Source organism: Rhodococcus sp. SBT000017 (assembly GCF_003688915.1).
GTDB lineage: Bacteria > Actinomycetota > Actinomycetes > Mycobacteriales > Mycobacteriaceae > Rhodococcoides.
The window spans coordinates 786,240-805,301 of record NZ_REFU01000002.1; the positions used below are offsets into that span (position 1 = coordinate 786,240).

The following is a 19,062-nucleotide window of genomic DNA, read 5'->3' on the forward strand; positions in this document are numbered from 1 at the left end:
TTCGGGCGAGTTACGCTTCCCGCTTGTCCACCAGGTGCTCGAATGCCTTCAGGTTCGCCAACGATTCGCCGCGCGAGACGCGCCACGCCCATTCGCGTTTGATGGACTCCGCGAATCCCAGCTCGAGCAGCACGTTGAAGTCGCCGTCGGCGGCCTCGAGGGTCTGGCCGAGAATGCGATCGAGTTCGTCACCGTTGACGGCGTGCAACGACATTCGGCCCACGAGGTAGATGTCGCCGACCTTGTCGATCGTGTAGTGAACCCCGTACAGGCGGCGGTTGCGTCGCAGCAGGTACTTGTAGACGCCCTCGAAGTTCTCGTCGGGTTTGCGGCAGACGAACGCTTCGATGCGGACCCCGTGATGCCCGACGTTCAGCATCGTCGTCGTCTTGAGTTTGCGTTCCCCTGGCAGTTCGACGGTGAACACCTCGCCCCGACGGGTGTAGTCCAGCTCGCGGTCCTTCAGTGCCCGGTCGATCAGTTCGGCAGTCTCGCTCATGCAGTCACAGCTCCTGATCTGCGTAGTTTCGACAATCCTCGGACGCGTCGCGGAGAGAACTCGCTCGGTCCCTCGCCTCGGTCGAAGTGGAACTTGGCCTGCCGGTAGCTCTCGATGAGTCCGTCGGCGGTGTGCTCCCAGGAGAAGTTGCGGGCGTGCCGCGGTGCCGCGGACGCCATGTCGGCCAAGGCAACTGGGTCCGCCAACATGGACGAGAGAGCATCCGCCCAATCCTCGGTGCGGTGGCCCTGCACCAGGCGTCCGGTCTCGCCCGATCGCACCGCCACGCCGAGTCCGCCGACGTCTGCGGCCAGGACCGGAGTTCCGCATGCCTGGGCTTCGATTGCAACCAGGCCGAACGATTCGTTGTAGCTCGGCACGGCGACGATGTCCGCGGCGCGGTAGACCTGGGCCAGGCGCGCCGACGGCTGCGGCGGCAGGAACGTCACCCGGGCAGTTATCCCGAGGTTCTCGGCGAGATCGATGAGGCTGTCGGGTCGATCCAGTCCGCTGCCGGACGGGCCGCCGACGATGAGGACGCGCAGTGGTGTCGTCGGATTGCGCTGCAGCACTTCGGCAGCCGCGGCGATCAGCACGTCGGGGGCCTTGAGCGGCTGGATGCGTCCGACGAATGCGACGATCGACTCGTCGGGATTCAATCCGAGTTCGGCGCGCGCCGCGAGCTTGTCACCCGGATTGTATTGCGCCAGATCGGCTCCCGGTGCAACCACATCGATCGAACCCTGCTGCGCACCGTAGATCTCGACGAGAGACTTCGCTTCCTCGGCGGTGTTGGCGATCAGTCGATCCGCCTCGGCCACCACCTGCTGCTCACCGATCTGACGTGCGGCGGGCTCGGGCGAGTCGCCCTGCGCCAGAGACGCGTTCTTGACGGCGGCGAGAGTGTGCGCGGTGTGCACCAACGGCACTCCCCAGCGATCTCGCGCCAGCCAGCCGACCTGACCCGAGAGCCAGTAGTGCGAATGCACCAGGTCGTAGTAGCCGGGTTCGTGGCGCGCTTCCTCCCGCAGCACCCCGGCTGCGAATGCGCACAGCTGAGTGGGAAGGTCGTGCTTGTCCAACCCCTCGAACGGGCCGGCGACGATGTTGCGCACCAGCACGCCGGGAGCTGCCTCGACGACGGGAGCGTCGGTCGACGCCGTCGCGCGGGTGAAGATCTCGACCTCCACGCCCCGCTTGGCCAGCTCTTTCGCGCTCTGCAGCACGTAGACGTTCATGCCGCCCGCGTCACCCGTTCCGGGCTGCGCCAGCGGGGAGGTATGCAAGGACAACACAGCGACCCTGTTCAGCTGGCGTCCAATCACTTCTTCAGTGTGCACGCCTCCACATTACGTCTCGATAACTACCCCCTTCTGACGACCGGGCAGACTCAGACCGTTCACGAACTCGGTCACCTCGGTGAGGAAGCGCTGCGGATCGGCTACGAACGGGCCGTGGTCGACACCATCCCAGTACGACGCTACCGCCGTGGGAATCAGCTCCGCAGCGTGCCGTCCGGCAGAGACGTCGACGACGGTGTCCTGCGTTCCGTGCAGGACGAACGCAGGGATGTCGAGGCTGCGCAGCAGGTCGTCGTGGGCAACCGCTCGATCGAACAGCGCGGCGCGAACCCGCGGCCTCGTGGACAGCGTCAAACCGAACAGTGCCTGCGCTTCCGTACCCTTGCCTTCGGTGGGCCCGGTGAGCGCATTCCCGAAACTTCCCAGCGCCTTGATCGCGACGCGAGGCTCCTCGGCCATCGCGCCGGGGATCGCCGCGCGCATGGCCGTCCCGACGCGGCCGCCTGCCTCTCCCCTGCCGATGCTGGTGATCGCGCCGACGAGCACGATGCCCGCCACCGCGCCCGTGCCGTGTTCGGCGAGGTAGTCGCAGATCACCAGTCCGCCGTACGACCAACCCAGCAGCACCGCGTCGGCGGTGATGTCCTCGGCGGCCAGCACGGCAGCCACGTCTCCTGCCCAGTTCTTCGGGTCGTCGTAACCGTCCGATGGGGCGTCGGAATAGCCGTGTCCGCGCAGATCGACGGCGACGACGCGGTAGCGCTCCGCCAGGTCGGCCAGTAGTCCTTCGCCCCAGCAGGCCGAGCCCTGTGCCCACCCGTGCAGCAGGATCAGTGGCCGCGCCGCTGGGTCCCCGCTGACGCGGTAGACGATGTTGGCTCCGTCGATGCCGGTGGCCTGACGAACCGGTCCTGCTGCTGGGGTGCTCGTATCGGGCTTGCTCATAGTTGGTGAACCTACGCGGCAGCCCTGCGCATCGAGGCGAGCGGATCGGAGTACAGGGCGCTGAGGGAGACCACGGTTGCGGCGTATTCCTGCACCTTGTCACCGAAGCCGGTCACTCGGATATCCCTGCGTGCCAACGTCGAATACGTCGCGAAGGCCTCCCCCACGTACGGAATTCCGGCCGGATACGCGGTGAACGCCTGGCCTCCGAGTACCACGCGGTCCGGATTGAACATGTCGCGCAGCAGCGCCACCGTCCGACCCAGTATCTGCGCCCGCTCGACGAGCAACTCCCGCGCGGCCTCCGAGCCCGACTGCGCCGCCTGATACACCACCGCGATGCTCGGACGTGGTTGCGGCGCAAGAATCTTACGGTCGACGGCGGCAGTGACCACCGCTCGATCGCTGACGGAGGCCTCGAGGCATCCCCGATTGCCGCAGCCGCACAGCGCCGACGATCCGGTGGGTAGGTGCGCGATGGAACCCGGACCGCTCGCGGGAGTGTGTACGCGGCCGTCGATGGTCAGCGCCATGCCTGCGGTCTCGCGCGCGTAGAAGTACAGCGAAGTTCCGCTGTTGCTCTGCGCCGCAACACTGTCCGACAGACGCGGCGCCAGGAGCAGCTCCGAGGCCGCCATGGCCTCGACGTGCCCGGCCACCGAGATCGGCAGTCCCAATCCGCCGCCGATGATGCCGGCGACGCGTCCGTTCTCCCAACCCAGCCGCGGGTGGTCGACGGTGCCGCTCGCGGTGTCCACGCGGCCACCGATCGCTACCCCGACCCACAGCGGGGTGCGGCGGTGCCAGCGTCCGGCAAAGGCACCCGCGCTGCGGGTGACGGAGGCAAGCGCTGTCTCCGAAGATCCGGCGGGCGTGGGTATCTCGACGGCACCGAGGATGCGTCCCCGCAGATCGCTGACGGTGATGCCGGTGACGACGGCTCCGATGTGGATCCCGATGGTCGAGAACGGTTCGTGGTTGACCTCGAACGGCACCCGCGGTCGTCCGATCGCCCCCGGTGCCGTCAGGTCTGCGCGCTCACGGAGCAGCCCGACGGCGAGTAGGGCCGACACTTGACGGTTGACTGTGGCGATGCTCGAACCCGTTGCGCGAGAGGCATGCTCGCGCGAGATGGGACCTTCGACGCAAGCGACCCGAAGCACCGACGCGGCGGGACTGTCCGCGATCCGCAGATCGGGCGCGACGAGTTGGACGCGCGATCGGGGCCCCGGGAGAGACCGCAGAGAGGTGGGGCCGGTGTGGTGGTGCAGCGTTGATACGGACATCGGTTGTGGTCCTCAGCAGTGGCAGACCTCCGTCGTGGACGAACAACGACGGAAGAGCGAAGTGATGCAGGTCAAGGAAGGGGTGCGGTGGTCGTACAGAAACCACGACACGCGAATCGACTGTCTGCAGCCCGAAACAGGGAGCTAGAGACGGATTCCTTGGCCGGGACAACACAGTTCCCGAGGAAGCGGCAAGCGAGAACCCAGGGACGCGGTCACATAGGTGACCCGCATCGCGGTCGTCTCACTGGCGGACATGGATCCAAAATTAGCACCCTCGCGTTCGATGTCCAATCGGGCATCGGAAAGCACGGGGCACGTCGGGCATAGAATTTCGCCATGACCTCGTCCGAACAGATTTCCCCCGATGCCAAAATCGCCGTCGTCACCGGAGCAAGCTCCGGCATCGGCGCGGCCACCGCCCGTCAACTCGCCGCCGACGGCTTCCACGTCGTGATCGGTGCCCGCCGACTGGACCGGCTCGAGGAGTTGGCGTCGGAGATCGGTGGTACTGCCCTGGAACTCGATGTGACGGACGAGGATTCGGTCGCCGCCTTCACCGCGGTCATCCCCCGCGTCGACGTGTTGATCAACAATGCCGGTGGCGCGAAGGGCTTGGCCCCGGTGATCGACGCCGACCTCGACGACTGGCGCTGGATGTGGGAGACCAACGTGCTCGGTACATTGCAGGTGACGAAGTCGTTGCTGCCCAAGCTGATCGACTCCGGTGACGGCCTGATCGTCACCATCACCTCCGTGGCGGCATTCGAGGCCTACGACAACGGATCGGGCTACACCTCGGCCAAACACGCTCAGGCAGTGCTGCATCGGACGTTGCGCGGCGAGCTTCTCGGCAAGCCGGTGCGGTTGACCGAGGTAGCGCCGGGTGCTGTGGAAACCGAGTTCTCGCTCGTCCGGTTCGACGGCGACGCAGACAAGGCCGACGCGGTCTACCAGGGCATCACACCGCTGGTGGCGAGCGATATCGCCGAGGTCATCGGCTTCGTGGCGTCTCGCCCGTCGCACGTCAACCTCGACCAGATCATCATCAAGCCACGTGATCAGGCCGGTCCGGGGCGCTTCTCCCGGAAATAGTGCGCTGCGCGCAGTGGTGCGGATAAGTGCCGCAGGGGGCACTTAATCACACCACTGCGGCTACGCCGCACTCATCGACTCCCACGTCGGCCAGTCGATGGCCCAGTCGTACAGGTCGCCGTCTGCAGCCGAGAGGTCGATGCGCGTTCCGGTGACCTCGACGGGATCGCCGTACATCGCCGTCTGGAAGTACTCCTGAGCGTCGGCGTCGGAGAGGTTGATGCACCCGTTGGTGACGTTCGATGCGCCCTGCACACCGGTGGTCAGCGGATTGGCGTGGATGAATTCGCCGTTGTTGGAGATGCGCACCGCCCAGCGTTCGCGGACGTTCTCGTAGAACGGCGGGTTGGACATCAGAAAGTCCTCGTGCTTCTCGGTGACGACGTGGATGCCGCTGCGGGTGACGTTGCGGTCCTCGTTGCCCTCGCCGTAGCTGACGGGAATGTCCATGATCGTCGCGCCGTCGCGGACCACCTGCATGCGGTGGCTGGTGGCGTCGGCGATGACGACCTGGCTGCGGCCGATGGAGAAGTCGAGCGTCACATCGTCCGCACCGTAGGCACCGCCGCCGTAGTTCACCCCGTAGAGATTCGCCTTCACGTCCACCGTCGTGCCCGGAGCCCAATAGTTCGTCGGTCGCCAGTGCACCCGTGATCCGTTGTCGTCGGGAAACCATGCCCACGCGCCGGGCGTCGGCGGGTTGGTGGTCACCGTCAACGCCTTCTCGACGGCGGCCTTGTCCGCGATCGCGGAGTCGAACTGCAGGATGATCGGCGCGGCGATGCCCACTTCCTGGCCGTCGCCGATGTTGGTGCTCACCGACGTGCGACTGTCGGGTTCGACGGTGGTGAAGGCACCGGTGATGTCGACGGTCTTGTTGTCGCTGCCCAGCGCCGAGCCGGACCAGGTGTACTGCACGCCGTAGCCGAGTGGCTCGGTGACGGCGTACGAGGTCTTGTCGGGCGAGAGCGCGCCCTGGACGACCTTGCCGTCGGGGTTGGTCAACGCGACCTGAGTGAGCGTTCCGTCGGCCACGGAGACCGAGATCGGCGCGACGGGACTGACGTCGGCGGCACCTGCGACCGGGTTCTCGGTGACCTGGGCGACGGGCGCTGCCTCGGTGGTCGGGGCCGCGGCGCCCGAGCCGCCCGCGCCCGATCCGACGGTGCAGCCTGCCACGAGTGCCACCAAGGCGACGAGCACGGCGATCAACCACACCGTACGCGTCCGTTTTGTCTGTTCTACCTGCTCATGCACGTTGTCCAACGTACCTGCGTCTGCGAACTACCCCGATTTTTGGGGGCAGACTCACAGCTACAGGAGTGGAGCCTGCGGAGTGACTCAGAGTTTGCGCGTACGAAGTTCGTGGCCTTTGGAGGTGAGGCAGCGGCCGGAATCGAGGCTCCAGTCCCATCCGTGCAGATTGCAGGTGAGCTTGTTTCCTTCGACGATGCCGAACTTCGTCAGGTCCGCTTTCAGGTGTGGGCAGCGGCGTTGGATTTCGTAGCCGCCCATCGTGATCGTGGCGGTGTCGTCGTGCGCCTCGGAGAACCAGCCGTCGGCGTACGCGATGCGCTCGTCGGTGAGGCACTTGAAGAACGTGTAGAGGAATTCGTTGTAGCCACCGACGCGTCGGGCACGGAAGCGGGTGGACAGGAAGATCGAGTTGACCCAGTCCGGCTCCTGGTCACGTATCGCGGTGCGCACGAGCTCCGGCGGGATGGTGAAGCTGTAGCGGAACTTCTCGTTCGAGATCGGTTCGCGCACGATCCGTTTCGGAAAGTCGAGCACAACGGTTTCGTCGCCCATCGTGATTCCGACGGGGTAGCCGATGCCGTCGCAGATCAGATCCGTCTGCGCCATGATCGGCTCGAACAGGCCTCGCATCGGTTCGAGCAGTGGCTCGCCCTCGGCGGGAGCCCAGGCTGCCTTCTCGGCGGCGATGACCGATGCCTGACGCTGGGCGTAGGCCTCGATGTAGTCGGCTTTGCCGGTGGTGAAGATGGCCTCGGCCTCGGCCGTCGGAATCGGGTGCTCGTGGGAGATCAGCTCGGAACCGTCGAATGTCGCGGCGGTGCCCGGCATCATCAGCAGGCCCTTGTCGTGCCCGTGCAGTCGCATCTGCTCGAGAAACACCATCTGGTCGGGGAACACGTTGGCCGGGTCGCCGTAGACGTCGTTGAGTGAGCGCAGATCGTCGTCCAGGAAACACGGCGGGCCTGCCGACGGGACGACCCACGTCGAGCCGACCTGCTCGATGTACTGGCGCGCGCGATCCATCTGACGCTGACGCTTCTGGATACCGAAGTTCTTCTTCGCGCGCGAGACCATGTCGTAGACCATCGGGTACCAGATCGCACCCGAGTACTGCAGCATGTGCACGTCCACGGGACCGAAATTCTCGGTCATCACGTCCAGGTCCACCGGCCTCGCGTCGTTCATGTTGAACGCGACGGTCTTGCCGTCGGAGACCACCAGACCCGAGTCACCGATGGGACCGTCGGCTGGCGCGCGCAGCGCGATGATCATGATGTCGAGATCGCCCTTGGGACCGGAGATCGTGTGCTTGACCGAGTCCGTCGTCTCGTAGAACTTGTGGAAGCCGAGCTTCTCGAGCTCGTGCTTGAGATCGAGCACCGGGTAGTCCGGCAGCAGAACCGTGGCGTCCTTGTTGACGTGCTCGGCCAGGTTCTTCGGGTCGAAGTGGTCCTTGTGCAGATGCGAGACGTAGAGGTAGTCGCAATCACCGAGGGCGTCCCAGTCGAGGCCGGAGTTGTCGGGGAACGGGAACCACGACGCGTAGAACGACGGGTTCACCCACGGATCGCACAGGATGCTTCCTGCCTCGGTCCGAATATGGAATCCCGCATGTCCCACGCTGGTGACCTGCACTGATTTACCTCCTACGAGCCCGACGAACAAAGCTCCATCGTATGCGCCGTTTCGACCGGCCCTAACCCAGCGCGCAGTTGACGAGGTCACATTCGGGCGTGAGCGTGACGCCGAACTTCTCCTGCACCCCGTCGCGGACGTGCGCGGCCAGCGCCATGATGTCCGACGCGGTTGCCCCACCCCTGTTGGTGACGGCAAGTACGTGTTTGGACGACAGCGCTGCGGTGCCGCGGCCGAATTCGGTGCCGTAGCCGCGCGGGAAGCCCGCGTTCTGGATCAGCCAGGCGGCCGGAATCTTCGTTCCCGCGGGGTCGGGGAAGCTGGGCGCGTGCGCAGCGGCCTCGGGCACCTCGGGCAGTACCGGGTTGAGGAAGAACGATCCGACGCTCCACGTGTCGTGATCTTCTCCGTCGAGCACCATGCCGCGTTCGCCGCGCAGCGCCAGCACGGCCGCGCGCACGTCCGACACCGGTACGACGTCGCCGATCTGCACGTCGAGACGCTCCGACAACGCCGCGTAGCGAACCGGAAGCGACTCGGTCGTCTTCTTCAGCGCGAACGTCACGTCCAGAATCACGTACCGCGAGGATCGCTTGAACACCGACGACCGGTGCGTTCCGAAACCGCACTGCTCCGGCGTCCACACCGCCGTCTGCTCGCTCTCGCGGTCGTAGACGGTGAGGCTGTGCAACAGCTCAGACGTCGACGCGCCGTACGCGCCGACGTTCTGGATCGGCGTCGCGCCGGTGGTTCCAGGTATGCCCGAGAGCGCTTCCATGCCGGACAGTCCTGCATCGATCGTCGCCTGCACGACGGCATCCCACTCGATGCCAGCATCGACCGTCACGATCTCGCCGTCGATATCCAGCCGCGATCCGGTCACCCGAACCACCCGGCCGTCGAACCCGTCGTCGCCGACGACCAGGTTGGATCCGCCGCCGATGACCAGCACATCGGTTCCCGCGCGATCCGCGTCGCGCACGAGGGAGACCAACTCGTCAGCGTTCGAGGCAACAGTGAATTCACGGGCCGGGCCGCCCACCCGGATGGTGGTGAGCTCCGAAATTGCAGTAGGCACGGACTATGACGCTACCGGTCGCGCACCGGCGTCTTCAGTCACCCGGTAACCTGCGGGGATGCCTCGCCCCATTGAGCACAGCTCGACTGTGCCCGCCTCCGCCGACAAGGTCCACGCCGCACTGACGTCCGAGCAGTACTGGAAGGACCGCATCGAGCAGATCGGCGGACCGGGTGCCAGCCTGAAGAGCGTCACCGTCGGCAACGGAACCATCGACGTCGTCATGACCCAGGCCGTCCCCGAAGAGGAGTTGCCGTCCGCGGTGACCGCCTTCAAGAAGGGCGACCTCATCATCGAACGCACCGAGAGCTGGGGACCGTTCGACGGCACCCACGCCGACGGCACCTTCGGCGCGACCGTCGAGGGCGCACCCGCGCGCATCACCGGCACCACCACACTCGACGCCACGGGCGAGACGACCACCATCGCGTTGGCCGGCACCACCGAGGTCAAGGTCCCCATCTTCGGCGGCAAGATCGAAGCGATGATCAGCGAGCAGGTGCTCTCGCTCATCGACAACGAACAGGACTTCACCGGTAACTGGATCGCCGCGCAGGCGAACAGCTAGCCTGGCGCACTATGGCTCGCCGAATGAACTACTCCGCCCGGTTCACCCACTCGACGCAGCAGGTCTATGCAGCGCTCTCCAGTCGCGATCACTGGGATGCGCGCATCGAGGAGATGCGTAAGTACTCGGAGAACGAGCTGAAGAGCTTCGAGGTGTCCGACGCCGGAATCGACATCGTGATGCACCACGTCATCCCGCGCACCGAACTGCCCGACATCGCGCAGACGGTGATGAAGAAAGACATGGTCATCACCCGCAACGTGCACTTCGACGCGTTCGAGGAAGTTACCGCGGGCCACTACGACGCGTCGATCCCGGCCGGACCCGGCTCGCTCAAGGGCACCACTTCGCTGTTCCCCACCAACGGCGGTTCGACGCTGCGCACCTCCTCCGAGGCCAAGGTCTTCCTGCCGTTCATCGGCGGCAAGCTCGAGCAGCTCATGCTCGTCAACCTCATCGACCTGTGGCGCGGCGAGGGCGAAGTGACCGCCGACTGGCTCGAAAAGAACGCCTGAGCTGAACAAGCCGAACAGGGGTCGTTCCGCAGGCTCCACTCCCCATCTGGGTCGTTCCGCAGGCTCCACTCCTGCCCCTGAAGGCGTCATCACTCGCGGCACCACCGGCATCAATCGGTTGCGTCGCAGCGACCGGTGGCTGATGCACAACCCCGATGTTCGACGTGTTCTGCAGGGCTCGCCGAATCCCCTCGTCGTAGACCTCGGGTACGGGGCGATGCCGAACACCACGCTCGAGCTGGCCGGTCGACTGCGCACCGTCCGGCCCGATCTCCGAGTCACCGGTCTCGAGATCGACCCCGCTCGCGTCGTCCCGGGCAGTGACGGCGTGGAGTTCGCCCGCGGCGGTTTCGAACTCGCGGGCTTGCGCCCCAACCTGGTGCGGGCGTTCAACGTACTGCGGCAGTATCCCGAGGATGCAGTACCTGCTGCCTGGCACCGCATTCTGTCGGGCCTGGCACCCGGTGGCCTGTTGATGGACGGTACCTGCGACGAGCTCGGTCGACGCTGCGCCTGGGTGTTGCTCGACGCCGATGGGCCGCGTTCACTGACGCTGGCATGGGATCCGTTCGACGTCGAGATGCCGTCGGACATCGCGGAGCGGCTACCGAAGGTGTTGATACACCGCAACATCGAGGGTGAGCGCGTGCACGATCTGCTTCGACGGGCCGACAGAGCGTGGTCGGTGTCGGCACCACTGGCACCGTTCGGGCCTCGAATTCGGTGGCGCGCGGCCATGAAAGCGCTTGCCGAACAGGGCATTCCGATCACACTCCCCCGCCGGCGGATGCGAGACAACGTGCTCACGGTCCCCTGGTCGACGGTCGCACCGGCAACGTGAATCGGGTGCAGCTGACCGCGCTGAGCGCGGTCGGATGCACCCGATTCTGTGGCTACGTGCAGGCGGACAGTGCCAGTTCGACGCGTTCGGCCACTCGGTCCGTACTGTTTCCCGCCTCGCAATACAGCGTGTGCGGGTCGACGCGACCGATCGCGACGGCGTCGCACACCACCTCGTCGAGGGTGATCTGGGAGATGCCACCTGCTGCGAGGTCGAGCACCGTACGCACCGGGGTGGTGAGGTTGAACGTGCCCGCCGATTCGACGTCCCGTGGTTCGAGTCGCAGACGATGAACCGCGAGCCTGGTGTCGGTCAGTCGTAGGTCGCCGAACGCGCAGACGTGCACGAATTGCGGGTGCAAGTGCCCGAATCCGTGTAGCTCGGCGGCGCTCTGGTGCGAGATCACGGCCTCGCCGCCGAACCAGGCGCACCACATGGCGAACACTTCGAGTTCGCTGCGGGGCCACTGGCCGAGTCGGAACAGGTTGCGCTCGACGCGAGTCCACGTGTTCGTGGCCAGATTGACGCGCACCATCGCAGAATCGAAGCCGAGCTCACCGGCCTGCTCGGCCGTGAAATAGCCGTCCTGACGAGTGGCCAACGAGTGCAGTTCGTGCACGCTCGGTCCTGTCGTACTCATGACGCAAGCGTACGTCACAATGTGTTACAGGTCACAAATTTTGGTCCCGAGAACACAGGTTCGGCGAGTTTCACAGAGCTTGCTCAGAATCATCGGGAAGACTGCCAGGAATGTCATCCACAGCCAGGCGCAGCACCGCACCGCTGATCGCAGTCTCCGTCGTTGTCGTCCTCCTCGTCGCCGTCATCGGTGGCGAGTTGTTCGTCCGTCAGCAGATCAAATCCTGCCTCGCCGGTCAGCTCGAGTCCGAGCTCGGCAGCCAGGTCGAGGTCGGTCTCGGCCTCAAGCCGGTCTTGCTCTCGCTGGTGGACAAGAAGGTCTCCTCGGTGACCGTCGACAGCGACGACGCGCGCTTCGGCCCCGCCGAGGGCATGGTCGTGCAGGCCGAGGCACGTGACCTGAACCTGACGCAGACCGCCGACTCGGGCGGCACCATCGGCAGCTCGAGTGCCGACATCTCGTGGTCCACCGACGGCATCACCCGCACCCTGCAGAGCCAGGGCATCGGCGCGATCGTCTCGGGCGTCACCTCGGATGCGTCGGCGGGCACCCTCGAATTCGCCGTCGGGGCTCTGGCGAATCTCACCGTCCAGCCACAGGTCGTGGACGGCAGGGTCGACTTTCAGACCGTCGACGCGTCGATCCTGGGTCTCGGCATTCCCACCGATCTGGTCGACTCCGTCGTCGGCGTGCTGACCGACAGCCTGCAGGCCTACCCGCTGGACATGGCTCCGACGTCGCTGACCGTCACCGACTCCGGCATCGAGCTCACCCTCGAAGGCGGGCAGTACACGATTCCGGTGACCCAGCAGAATCAGAATCAGCCGACTCCCGAGGGTTGCTCGCTGGTCGCATAACCCACGTGCGCGGAAGTCGCTCTAGTTCAAACCGTCCAACACCGCGCGCGTTCCCGACAACCCCAATCGTGTTGCGCCCGCGTCGATCATGGCCAGGGCGGCGTCCGTGGTGCGGATGCCGCCACTGGCCTTGACGCCCAGTCGTCCGCCGACCGTCTCTGCCATCAATCGCACTGCTTCGACGCTCGCGCCGCCGGCCGGGTGGAATCCGGTGGACGTCTTGACGAAGTCGGCACCGGCCTTCTCGGCTGCGCGGCACACCTCGACGATCGCATCGTCCGACAGTGCTGCCGATTCGATGATGACCTTCAGGACGGCGCTTCCGGCGATCCCTTCGCGGACGGTGACGATGTCGGCCAGTACCGCGTTGTAGTCTCCCGCGATGGCCGCGCCGACGTCGATCACCATGTCGACCTCGTCGGCACCTTGCTGCACCGCGAGACGCGCCTCGGATCCCTTGATCAACGAATGATGCTTGCCCGACGGGAATCCCGCGACGACGGCGGTGAGCATTCCCTCGGCGCGAATCGGCAGCATCGACGGCGATACGCATACGGCGAGCACTCCGAGCTCGCGGCCTTCCTCGATGAGGGCGGCCACGTCGGCCTGGGTGGCTTCGGGCTTGAGCAGCGTGTGGTCGACCATTCCGGCGAGGGCGGCGCGGGTTAGTGTCATGCGGTCCAGCTTTTCACAGCTCTGCATTTCACAGCCCTGACGGTCTACGATTTTCGTTCATGACCGCAGCCTCGCTCGCCGCTACCTTCAATGCCACCAGCAGGGAGTTCGACGCGGTGACGCCGCAGGTTTGGGGGCCGGCAGGGCAGTCGCTCGCCTTCGCGCTCGGGTTGGCCACCGGCGACGCGGTTCTCGATGTGTGTTCGGGTACGGGCGCGTCGGCGATTCCCGCGGCGGCGGCCGTCGGCCCCGACGGTCTCGTGCATGCCATCGACCTCGCCGACGACCTGTTGGAGGTGGGCCGGGTGAAGGCCACCGATCGGGCACTGCGCAACATCGACTTCGTCGTTGCCGACGCCACCGAGTGGGAGCCGCCGTCGACGGTTCCCGATGCCGGATACGACGCGTTGGCCTGTTCGTACGGCATCTTCTTCCTGCCTGATCCCGAGCAGGACTTCGCGCGTCTGGTGTCTCTGGTTCGTCCGGGCGGTCGCGTCGGGGTGACGGTGTGGCGCAAGGGGGCGATCGAGGCGTTCGCGGGCACGTTCTTCGAGGTGATCGGTGCGCATTCGCCGCCGAGCGAGCACAACGGGCCACTCGCGCAGGACGGTTACGACAAGCATCCGATCCGGCGGATGGAAACCGTGGATCTCCTCCGCGCGTGGCTCACCGCGGCCGGCACCACCGATGTCGAGGTCGTCGAGCTGTCCAACCACGTTCCCGCGACGGAGTCGTTCGTGTGGGCTCTCGTGCTGGGCAGCGCGATGCGGGGCGCGTTGACTTCGTTCGACGATGCGACCCGGACGCAGGTCCGTGCCGAGTTCACTGCGTTGCTGACCGAGCGCGGAATCGATTCGATCGATCTCGGGACACTGGTGGCAACCGGGGTGCGGACGCCCTGAGACAATCGGCGGTATGAGTTCTTCCGTATCCGAGGATCGCCGCTACGTTCTGTCGCTCGGTTGCCCCGACAAGACGGGCATCGTCGCCCGCATCTCGACCTTCCTCGCCGAGGTCGGTGGATGGATCGTCGAGGCCGCTTATCACGCCGATCCCGACACCGGTTGGTTCTTCACCCGGCAGGCAGTACGCGCGTCGTCCGTGGACATGAGTATCGAGGAGCTCCGCACGCGTTTCGCCGCGGTGGCCGCCGAGCTCGGCCCGGAAACCGAATGGACACTTCACGATTCGGGTGAACCCAAGCGCGTGGTCCTGCTCGTCAGCAAGGAAGCACACTGCTTGCACGACCTCCTCGGGCGCGCTGCGGGCGGCGAGCTGCCCGCTCAGATCTCCGCGGTGATCGGCAACCACAAGTCACTCGAGCCGATCGCCGCCGCGCACGGCACCCCGTTCCATCACGTCGAGTTCGCGAAGGATCCGGCCGAGCGCGCTCCTGCCTTCGAGGAGGTGCGGTCGCTGGTCGATTCCTACGACCCGCACGCGGTGGTGCTGGCACGGTTCATGCAGGTTCTCCCCGAATCGCTGTGCGCGCACTGGGCGGGCCGGGCCATCAACATCCACCACAGCTTCCTGCCGTCGTTCGTCGGCGCGCGTCCATACCACCAGGCATTCGCGCGGGGCGTGAAACTGATCGGTGCGACGTGCCACTACGTGACGGCCGAGCTCGACGCGGGTCCGATCATCGAGCAGGACGTCATCCGCGTCGACCATGCCGACGAGGTGTCCGACATGGTGCGTCAGGGCCGCGACATCGAGAAGCTGGTGCTCTCCCGCGGCCTGCGGTGGCACCTGGAGGATCGTGTCCTGGTGCACGGCCGCAAGACCGTGGTCTTCAGCTAGGCGAGACCCGAAGAATCACAAGTTACGGAGCCGAACCACTTCGGCGTTGAATTCGTCGATTGCTTCCACCGAGCTCATGTGTCCGATGCCGGGGATCACGATCAGTCTGCTCAGGTGGTCGTGGTCGTCCAGGGCGCGGGCGAGTTTGCGGGCGTGTACCGGCGGGGTCAAGCGGTCAGCAGATCCGACGAGCACGCTGGTGGGTACGGACATGTTCTCGAGTGCCTCGCGGATGTCGAGGTCGGTGAGCGCGGCGCCCCAGATGCCGCGGGTGCGCGGCGCGCATTCCAGCACGATCTTCTCGCAGAACGCCACCTCGGCAGGTGTCGCTCCGGGGGCCATCGAGATGTATTTGATGGCTTGGCGGGTCACCGGTGACGGCCGCAGCGGAAGCGCCGAGCTGAGCACGGCTTTCCCCACGGGGGTCGGGAGGCGTGGGAAGCGTTGCGGCAGCGGGATGACCGTGGTTTCGCGGACGAGCGAGTCGGTCGCGGTGCTGGCGAGCAGTACGGCACTGACCAGCCTGTCGACCTGTTCGGGATAGTTTCCGGCCCAGGCCATGATGGACATGCCGCCCATGCTGTGTCCTACCAGGACGGCCTTGTTGTCCTCGTCGACGGTGGCGGTGAGGATCGCGGCGAGGTCGTCGGCCAGCACGTCGGGGCTCAGTGGTCGCGTTCCCACGTCGCTGCGGCCGTGGCCGCGCTGGTCGTACGCGATGACGCGGTAGCGGCCGGCGAGGGCGTTGATCTGCGGGTACCAGTAGTCGGCCGAGCAGGTCCAGCCGTGGCTGAAGACGATCGGCGCGGCATCGGCGTCACCGTAGCTGCGAACGTGCAGGTGCGCACCGTCGTCGGTGACCACCTCGGTGATGTGCGGCTCGAAGGTGGGGTACTGCAGCAACTCGTCGGGCTGGACGTCGGTCGTCTTGGTGAACGAGTGCAGGCGACGCCGCCGAACCACGAACGCGCCGACCGAGACCGCCGCTGCCGCGCCGCCTATTCCGAACAGCACGCGTTCGACTACCTTGCGTGAAACCACAGAAATCCCCTCTACCTCGACCCCCTGGCGGGTGCGGTAGACGGTACGCCCTCGACCGAACGGGCGTCGACGCGGCTGCTTACCAGCGGGGTCCGCGCTGGATGCTGTCGATCTTGGGTCGGACGTCGACGAGGTACACCGCGATGCCGACGATGCCGATGATCCAGAACATGATGACCATGGGACCGATCAACGTCAGCAGCAGTCCTACCGCCAGAATGCCCAACCAGGCGTTCTTGGTCAGCTTCCCGGCCGCGGGAAACGCGTCCGGCCGTTGGCGCAGCGCATGGAAAATGGCGAACGCGGCTCCGGCAATCGAAATGATTTGCAGGATCAGGAAGATCGTCTGGGAGAAGCTGCTCGCAATCACACCCGCCAGTGTACGAGAAACGACCCCTGCGCCGCGCGGCGCAGGGGTCGTTTCCTTTACGAGTGCTTCAGCGAGTGGTCTTCTTCGCCGGAGCCTTCTTGGCCGGAGCCGGGGTGGCCTTCTTGGCAGCCGGTGCCGGTGCCGTCTTCTTGGCCGGAGCCGGGGTCTTCTTGATCGGCGAGTTGGCGCTGCTGCGGGTCTTGGCCTCGACCTTGCCTGCCACACCGCTCACCTTGTCAGAAGCCTCGACGGCCTTGTCCTTGGCCTCGTCGCCTGCTTCGTCGATGTTCTCGGCGAGCTCGTCGGCGGCGTCGGAGATCTCGTCGGCACCTTCACGAACCTTGTCCGACGCGAGGCCGGCCAGGGCAGCGGCGCGCTCGCCGACTGCGCGGGTCTGCGAGGCGACGGTTCCGAGGGCCTGCTCGGTGAGGTCGACGACATCGTTGGCGGCGGAGTTGGCGCGCTCGAGGCTCTCTTCGACGGCCGGGGTGCGGCGGATGCGCTCGACGGTCTCTTCGCCGCGCTCGGCGAGCGAGGTGTAGAGGTCGGAGGCGACCTTGAGGTATGCCTCGGCAACCTTGCGGAGCTCTTCGGGGGTGAAGCGCTCGCGGAGTTCGGCGATCTCGTCGGGAAGCTCTGCGGGCAGGTTCGCCAGCCGCTCGCGCAGGCTCTCGACGCCTTCGGTGACGTCCTCGGAGATGTCGGCGATGCGGGCGTTGACCTCGCTGGTACGGCTCTCGGCGCGCGAGCGCACCTGAGCGACGACGTCCGCTACGGCCTGGACGACGGCGTCGCCTGCACCCACGGCTGCGAAGATGGGGGTCTTGACGTTCTCGAAGTTCTTGGAATCAGACATCGGGTGTCTCCTGTTCGTCGGGTTCGGGCTCCTGCGTCGACTCGTTCTCACGACAGAACGAGTCGTAGATCTCGATCAGCACTTGCTTCTGCCGTTCGGTGATGTGCTCATCGCCGAGCAGAGCTTCGCGCACCGGACCGTGGGGACGTGCTTCCAAGATCCCGGCCCGGACGTACAGCACCTCCGAGGAGACGCGCAGACCCTTGGCTATCTGCGCTAGCACTTCTGCGGACGGGTTGCGCAGTCCGCGTTCGATCTGACTGAGGTAGGGGTTGCTGACTCCGGCTCGGCTGGCGAGTTGCCGCATCGATACCTGTGCAGCTTCCCGTTGCGACCGGATGTAGCTGCCTATGTCCTGAGCTGCGGTCGTCACGACTGCGGCGACAAGATCCCCTGCCTCGGCGACGACCTGCGTCGCCTCGGTCGCCTTGGCGACCAGATCCCCCTCGTCATCGGCCATCTCGGCCTCCTGTTTTCGGTGTCCTACTGGACGGTACCGAAGGGTGCTAACTATTGCAAGCACTCTGCTAGCACTAGTGCCCGAAGATCAGATCCGAGATCGTGTAGATGGCCAGACCGGCGATGGAGCCGACGACGGTTCCGTTGATGCGAATGAACTGCAGATCGCGTCCCACCTGCAGTTCGATCTTCTTGCTCGCCTCCTCGGCATCCCAGCGAGCGACGGTGTCGCCGATGATCGTGGTGATCTCGTCGGCATAGTTCGAGGCGATGTAGCTCGCCCCACCGAGGAGCCAACCGTCGACCTTGCCGCGCAGCTCCTCGTCGTCGCGCAGGCGAACACCGAGGTTGGCGGTGTTCTCCTTGATCTTGGTGCGCAGTGTGCTCGTCGGGTCGTCCACCGACTCGGTGATCAGACGCTTGGCCACCTTCCACGTCGCCGCGGCGAGGCCGGTGATCTCCTCGCGTCCCATGATCTGCGCCTTGAGCTTCTCGGCCTTCTCGATGGTCACCGGGTCGTGCTGCAGGTCGTTGGCGTAGTCGACGAGGAACTTGTTCGCGGCCTGACGGACGTCGTGCTCGGGGTTGGAGCGAATCTTCCAGGTGAACTCGACGAGCTCCTTGTAGACCTTCTCGCCCAGCAGAGTGTCGACGAACTTCGGCGACCAGTTCGGGGAATCCCGCGCGACGACACGATCGATCATCTCCTGGCTGCCGAGCGCCCACTGGTGAGCGCGCTCGGCGAGCATGTCGATCAACGGCAGCTGACGGTTCTCGCGGAGCAGTTCGTCGAGGATGCGGCCGATCGGCGGACCCCACTGCGGATCGGCGAGTCGACGCACGATGGTGCTGTCGATGACGGCGGTGATGTCCTCGTCGTTGAGTACGTCGACCACTCCGTGCAGCACGGTCGCCGCCTCGGCCGCGACGCGTTCGGCGTTGTCGGGCTGGGCGAGCCAGGTACCCAACCGCAACGGAACCTGCGCCGACGCAACCTTCTCGGACACCACCTCGGGTGCGAGGAAGTTGCTGCCGACGAACGAACTCAGGCTCGCGCCGAGCTGGTCCTTCTTCTTCTTGATCAGCGCCGTGTGCGGAATCGGGATACCCAGCGGGTGCTTGAACAGTGCCGTCACCGCGAACCAGTCGGCGAGCGCGCCGACCATGCCCGCCTCCGACGCCGCCCGGACGTAACCCACCCAGGCACCTGCCCCCGTCGACTCCTGCCACCGGCAGAACAGGTAGACGATCGATGCGAATACGAGAAACCCGGTCGCGACCGTCTTCATCTTGCGGAGGTCGCGACGTTTGGTGTCATCGTCGAAGTTCATGAGGTGCACAACC

At 65.8% G+C, this 19,062-nt stretch carries 21 protein-coding genes; 7 read left to right on the forward strand and 14 right to left on the reverse strand.

Annotated elements, in window-relative coordinates; translation table 11 throughout:
- Window positions 1-10 precede the first annotated feature (10 nt).
- The 4 genes from AYK61_RS24910 to AYK61_RS24925 are packed head-to-tail and all read right to left on the reverse strand — an operon-like array spanning window position 11 to window position 4,031.
- Window positions 11-499, reverse strand: coding sequence for a YbjN domain-containing protein (locus AYK61_RS24910; RefSeq protein WP_121873483.1), 489 nt, complete (start codon window positions 497-499; stop codon window positions 11-13).
- Window positions 496-1,839: a D-inositol-3-phosphate glycosyltransferase gene (mshA, locus tag AYK61_RS24915; protein ID WP_183130539.1), complete on the reverse strand. Its 1,344-nt coding sequence runs from the start codon at window positions 1,837-1,839 to the stop codon at window positions 496-498. Before mshA ends, AYK61_RS24910 begins: the two co-directional genes overlap by 4 nt.
- A 9-nt stretch (window positions 1,840-1,848) precedes the next feature.
- Complete coding sequence (locus AYK61_RS24920; RefSeq protein ID WP_259468273.1) at window positions 1,849-2,745, reverse strand: alpha/beta fold hydrolase; 897 nt, start codon at window positions 2,743-2,745, stop codon at window positions 1,849-1,851.
- An 11-nt stretch (window positions 2,746-2,756) separates the two neighbouring features.
- Window positions 2,757-4,031: an ROK family protein gene (locus AYK61_RS24925; RefSeq protein WP_183130540.1), complete on the reverse strand. Its 1,275-nt coding sequence runs from the start codon at window positions 4,029-4,031 to the stop codon at window positions 2,757-2,759.
- A gap of 339 nt (window positions 4,032-4,370) precedes the next feature.
- Between AYK61_RS24925 and AYK61_RS24930 the strand changes: the two genes are divergently transcribed.
- Window positions 4,371-5,126, forward strand: coding sequence for an SDR family NAD(P)-dependent oxidoreductase (locus tag AYK61_RS24930; RefSeq protein WP_121873484.1), 756 nt, complete (start codon window positions 4,371-4,373; stop codon window positions 5,124-5,126).
- A 60-nt stretch (window positions 5,127-5,186) separates the two neighbouring features.
- Here AYK61_RS24930 and AYK61_RS24935 read toward each other — a convergent pair whose 3' ends face one another.
- The 3 genes from AYK61_RS24935 to AYK61_RS24945 form a co-directional block, all read right to left on the reverse strand.
- The gene (locus AYK61_RS24935) at window positions 5,187-6,383 is read right to left on the reverse strand and encodes an Ig-like domain-containing protein (protein ID WP_259468274.1); all 1,197 of its coding nucleotides are present in this window, start codon (window positions 6,381-6,383) and stop codon (window positions 5,187-5,189) included.
- Between the two features lie 84 nt (window positions 6,384-6,467).
- Window positions 6,468-8,018 (reverse strand): MBL fold metallo-hydrolase, encoded by a 1,551-nt coding sequence (locus tag AYK61_RS24940; protein WP_121873486.1) that lies wholly within the window; start codon window positions 8,016-8,018, stop codon window positions 6,468-6,470.
- A 61-nt stretch (window positions 8,019-8,079) separates the two neighbouring features.
- Complete coding sequence (locus tag AYK61_RS24945) at window positions 8,080-9,096, reverse strand: UDP-N-acetylmuramate dehydrogenase (protein ID WP_121873487.1); 1,017 nt, start codon at window positions 9,094-9,096, stop codon at window positions 8,080-8,082.
- Between the two features lie 58 nt (window positions 9,097-9,154).
- Between AYK61_RS24945 and AYK61_RS24950 the strand changes: the two genes are divergently transcribed.
- The 3 genes from AYK61_RS24950 (at window position 9,155) to AYK61_RS24960 (ending at window position 11,020) form a co-directional block, all read left to right on the forward strand.
- Window positions 9,155-9,664 carry a DUF2505 domain-containing protein gene (locus tag AYK61_RS24950; RefSeq protein ID WP_121873488.1) on the forward strand — a complete coding sequence of 170 codons (510 nt, stop codon included), beginning with the start codon at window positions 9,155-9,157 and terminating at the stop codon, window positions 9,662-9,664.
- A gap of 11 nt (window positions 9,665-9,675) precedes the next feature.
- Window positions 9,676-10,179 carry a DUF2505 domain-containing protein gene (locus AYK61_RS24955; RefSeq protein ID WP_094680823.1) on the forward strand — a complete coding sequence of 168 codons (504 nt, stop codon included), beginning with the start codon at window positions 9,676-9,678 and terminating at the stop codon, window positions 10,177-10,179.
- Between the two features lie 142 nt (window positions 10,180-10,321).
- Window positions 10,322-11,020, forward strand: coding sequence for a class I SAM-dependent methyltransferase (locus AYK61_RS24960; protein WP_259468275.1), 699 nt, complete (start codon window positions 10,322-10,324; stop codon window positions 11,018-11,020).
- Window positions 11,021-11,072: 52 nt separating this feature from the next.
- Here the strand turns inward: AYK61_RS24960 and AYK61_RS24965 are convergent, their stop codons facing one another.
- A complete protein-coding gene (locus tag AYK61_RS24965) occupies window positions 11,073-11,660 on the reverse strand; it encodes a hypothetical protein (protein ID WP_121873490.1) in 588 nt (195 codons plus the stop codon).
- A gap of 110 nt (window positions 11,661-11,770) precedes the next feature.
- Between AYK61_RS24965 and AYK61_RS24970 the strand changes: the two genes are divergently transcribed.
- Window positions 11,771-12,517, forward strand: a complete 747-nt coding sequence (locus AYK61_RS24970; protein WP_183130541.1) for a DUF2993 domain-containing protein — start codon at window positions 11,771-11,773, stop codon at window positions 12,515-12,517.
- 21 nt (window positions 12,518-12,538) lie between these two features.
- On the opposite strand, the gene deoC is transcribed toward AYK61_RS24970, so the two are convergent.
- Window positions 12,539-13,192, reverse strand: coding sequence for a deoxyribose-phosphate aldolase (gene deoC, locus AYK61_RS24975; protein WP_374700642.1), 654 nt, complete (start codon window positions 13,190-13,192; stop codon window positions 12,539-12,541).
- 59 nt (window positions 13,193-13,251) lie between these two features.
- Here deoC and AYK61_RS24980 point away from each other — a divergent pair, with 59 nt between their 5' ends.
- Window positions 13,252-14,094, forward strand: coding sequence for a class I SAM-dependent methyltransferase (locus AYK61_RS24980; RefSeq protein WP_121873491.1), 843 nt, complete (start codon window positions 13,252-13,254; stop codon window positions 14,092-14,094).
- Between the two features lie 13 nt (window positions 14,095-14,107).
- Window positions 14,108-14,992 (forward strand): formyltetrahydrofolate deformylase, encoded by an 885-nt coding sequence (gene purU, locus AYK61_RS24985; protein ID WP_121873492.1) that lies wholly within the window; start codon window positions 14,108-14,110, stop codon window positions 14,990-14,992.
- 15 nt (window positions 14,993-15,007) lie between these two features.
- On the opposite strand, the gene AYK61_RS24990 is transcribed toward purU, so the two are convergent.
- The 5 genes from AYK61_RS24990 to AYK61_RS25010 form a co-directional block, all read right to left on the reverse strand.
- Complete coding sequence (locus tag AYK61_RS24990) at window positions 15,008-16,039, reverse strand: alpha/beta fold hydrolase (RefSeq protein WP_374700663.1); 1,032 nt, start codon at window positions 16,037-16,039, stop codon at window positions 15,008-15,010.
- Window positions 16,040-16,112: 73 nt separating this feature from the next.
- A complete protein-coding gene (locus AYK61_RS24995; RefSeq protein ID WP_121873494.1) occupies window positions 16,113-16,403 on the reverse strand; it encodes a DUF2516 family protein in 291 nt (96 codons plus the stop codon).
- Between the two features lie 67 nt (window positions 16,404-16,470).
- Window positions 16,471-17,259 carry a heparin-binding hemagglutinin gene (locus AYK61_RS25000; protein WP_121873495.1) on the reverse strand — a complete coding sequence of 263 codons (789 nt, stop codon included), beginning with the start codon at window positions 17,257-17,259 and terminating at the stop codon, window positions 16,471-16,473.
- Window positions 17,252-17,719: a helix-turn-helix domain-containing protein gene (locus AYK61_RS25005; RefSeq protein ID WP_052047273.1), complete on the reverse strand. Its 468-nt coding sequence runs from the start codon at window positions 17,717-17,719 to the stop codon at window positions 17,252-17,254. The genes AYK61_RS25000 and AYK61_RS25005 overlap by 8 nt, the downstream gene beginning before the upstream one ends.
- A 73-nt stretch (window positions 17,720-17,792) precedes the next feature.
- Window positions 17,793-19,049, reverse strand: a complete 1,257-nt coding sequence (locus tag AYK61_RS25010; RefSeq protein ID WP_259468276.1) for a DUF445 domain-containing protein — start codon at window positions 19,047-19,049, stop codon at window positions 17,793-17,795.
- Between the last annotated feature and the right edge of the window lie 13 nt (window positions 19,050-19,062).

What these genes read in the sequence shown, in the direction of transcription:
- deoC (WP_374700642.1), bottom strand. Translation starts at nt 13,192, where the DNA reads ATGACACTAACCCGCGCCGCCCTCGCCGGAATGGTCGACCACACGCTG.
- AYK61_RS25000 (WP_121873495.1), bottom strand. Translation starts at nt 17,259, where the DNA reads ATGTCTGATTCCAAGAACTTCGAGAACGTCAAGACCCCCATCTTCGCA.
- AYK61_RS24930 (WP_121873484.1), top strand. Translation starts at nt 4,371, where the DNA reads ATGACCTCGTCCGAACAGATTTCCCCCGATGCCAAAATCGCCGTCGTC.
- AYK61_RS24960 (WP_259468275.1), top strand. Translation starts at nt 10,322, where the DNA reads ATGCACAACCCCGATGTTCGACGTGTTCTGCAGGGCTCGCCGAATCCC.
- purU (WP_121873492.1), top strand. Translation starts at nt 14,108, where the DNA reads ATGAGTTCTTCCGTATCCGAGGATCGCCGCTACGTTCTGTCGCTCGGT.
- AYK61_RS24955 (WP_094680823.1), top strand. Translation starts at nt 9,676, where the DNA reads ATGGCTCGCCGAATGAACTACTCCGCCCGGTTCACCCACTCGACGCAG.
- AYK61_RS25005 (WP_052047273.1), bottom strand. Translation starts at nt 17,719, where the DNA reads ATGGCCGATGACGAGGGGGATCTGGTCGCCAAGGCGACCGAGGCGACG.
- AYK61_RS24970 (WP_183130541.1), top strand. Translation starts at nt 11,771, where the DNA reads ATGTCATCCACAGCCAGGCGCAGCACCGCACCGCTGATCGCAGTCTCC.
- AYK61_RS24965 (WP_121873490.1), bottom strand. Translation starts at nt 11,660, where the DNA reads ATGAGTACGACAGGACCGAGCGTGCACGAACTGCACTCGTTGGCCACT.
- AYK61_RS24920 (WP_259468273.1), bottom strand. Translation starts at nt 2,745, where the DNA reads ATGAGCAAGCCCGATACGAGCACCCCAGCAGCAGGACCGGTTCGTCAG.
- AYK61_RS24980 (WP_121873491.1), top strand. Translation starts at nt 13,252, where the DNA reads ATGACCGCAGCCTCGCTCGCCGCTACCTTCAATGCCACCAGCAGGGAG.
- AYK61_RS24910 (WP_121873483.1), bottom strand. Translation starts at nt 499, where the DNA reads ATGAGCGAGACTGCCGAACTGATCGACCGGGCACTGAAGGACCGCGAG.
- AYK61_RS24950 (WP_121873488.1), top strand. Translation starts at nt 9,155, where the DNA reads ATGCCTCGCCCCATTGAGCACAGCTCGACTGTGCCCGCCTCCGCCGAC.
- AYK61_RS24925 (WP_183130540.1), bottom strand. Translation starts at nt 4,031, where the DNA reads ATGTCCGTATCAACGCTGCACCACCACACCGGCCCCACCTCTCTGCGG.
- AYK61_RS25010 (WP_259468276.1), bottom strand. Translation starts at nt 19,049, where the DNA reads ATGAACTTCGACGATGACACCAAACGTCGCGACCTCCGCAAGATGAAG.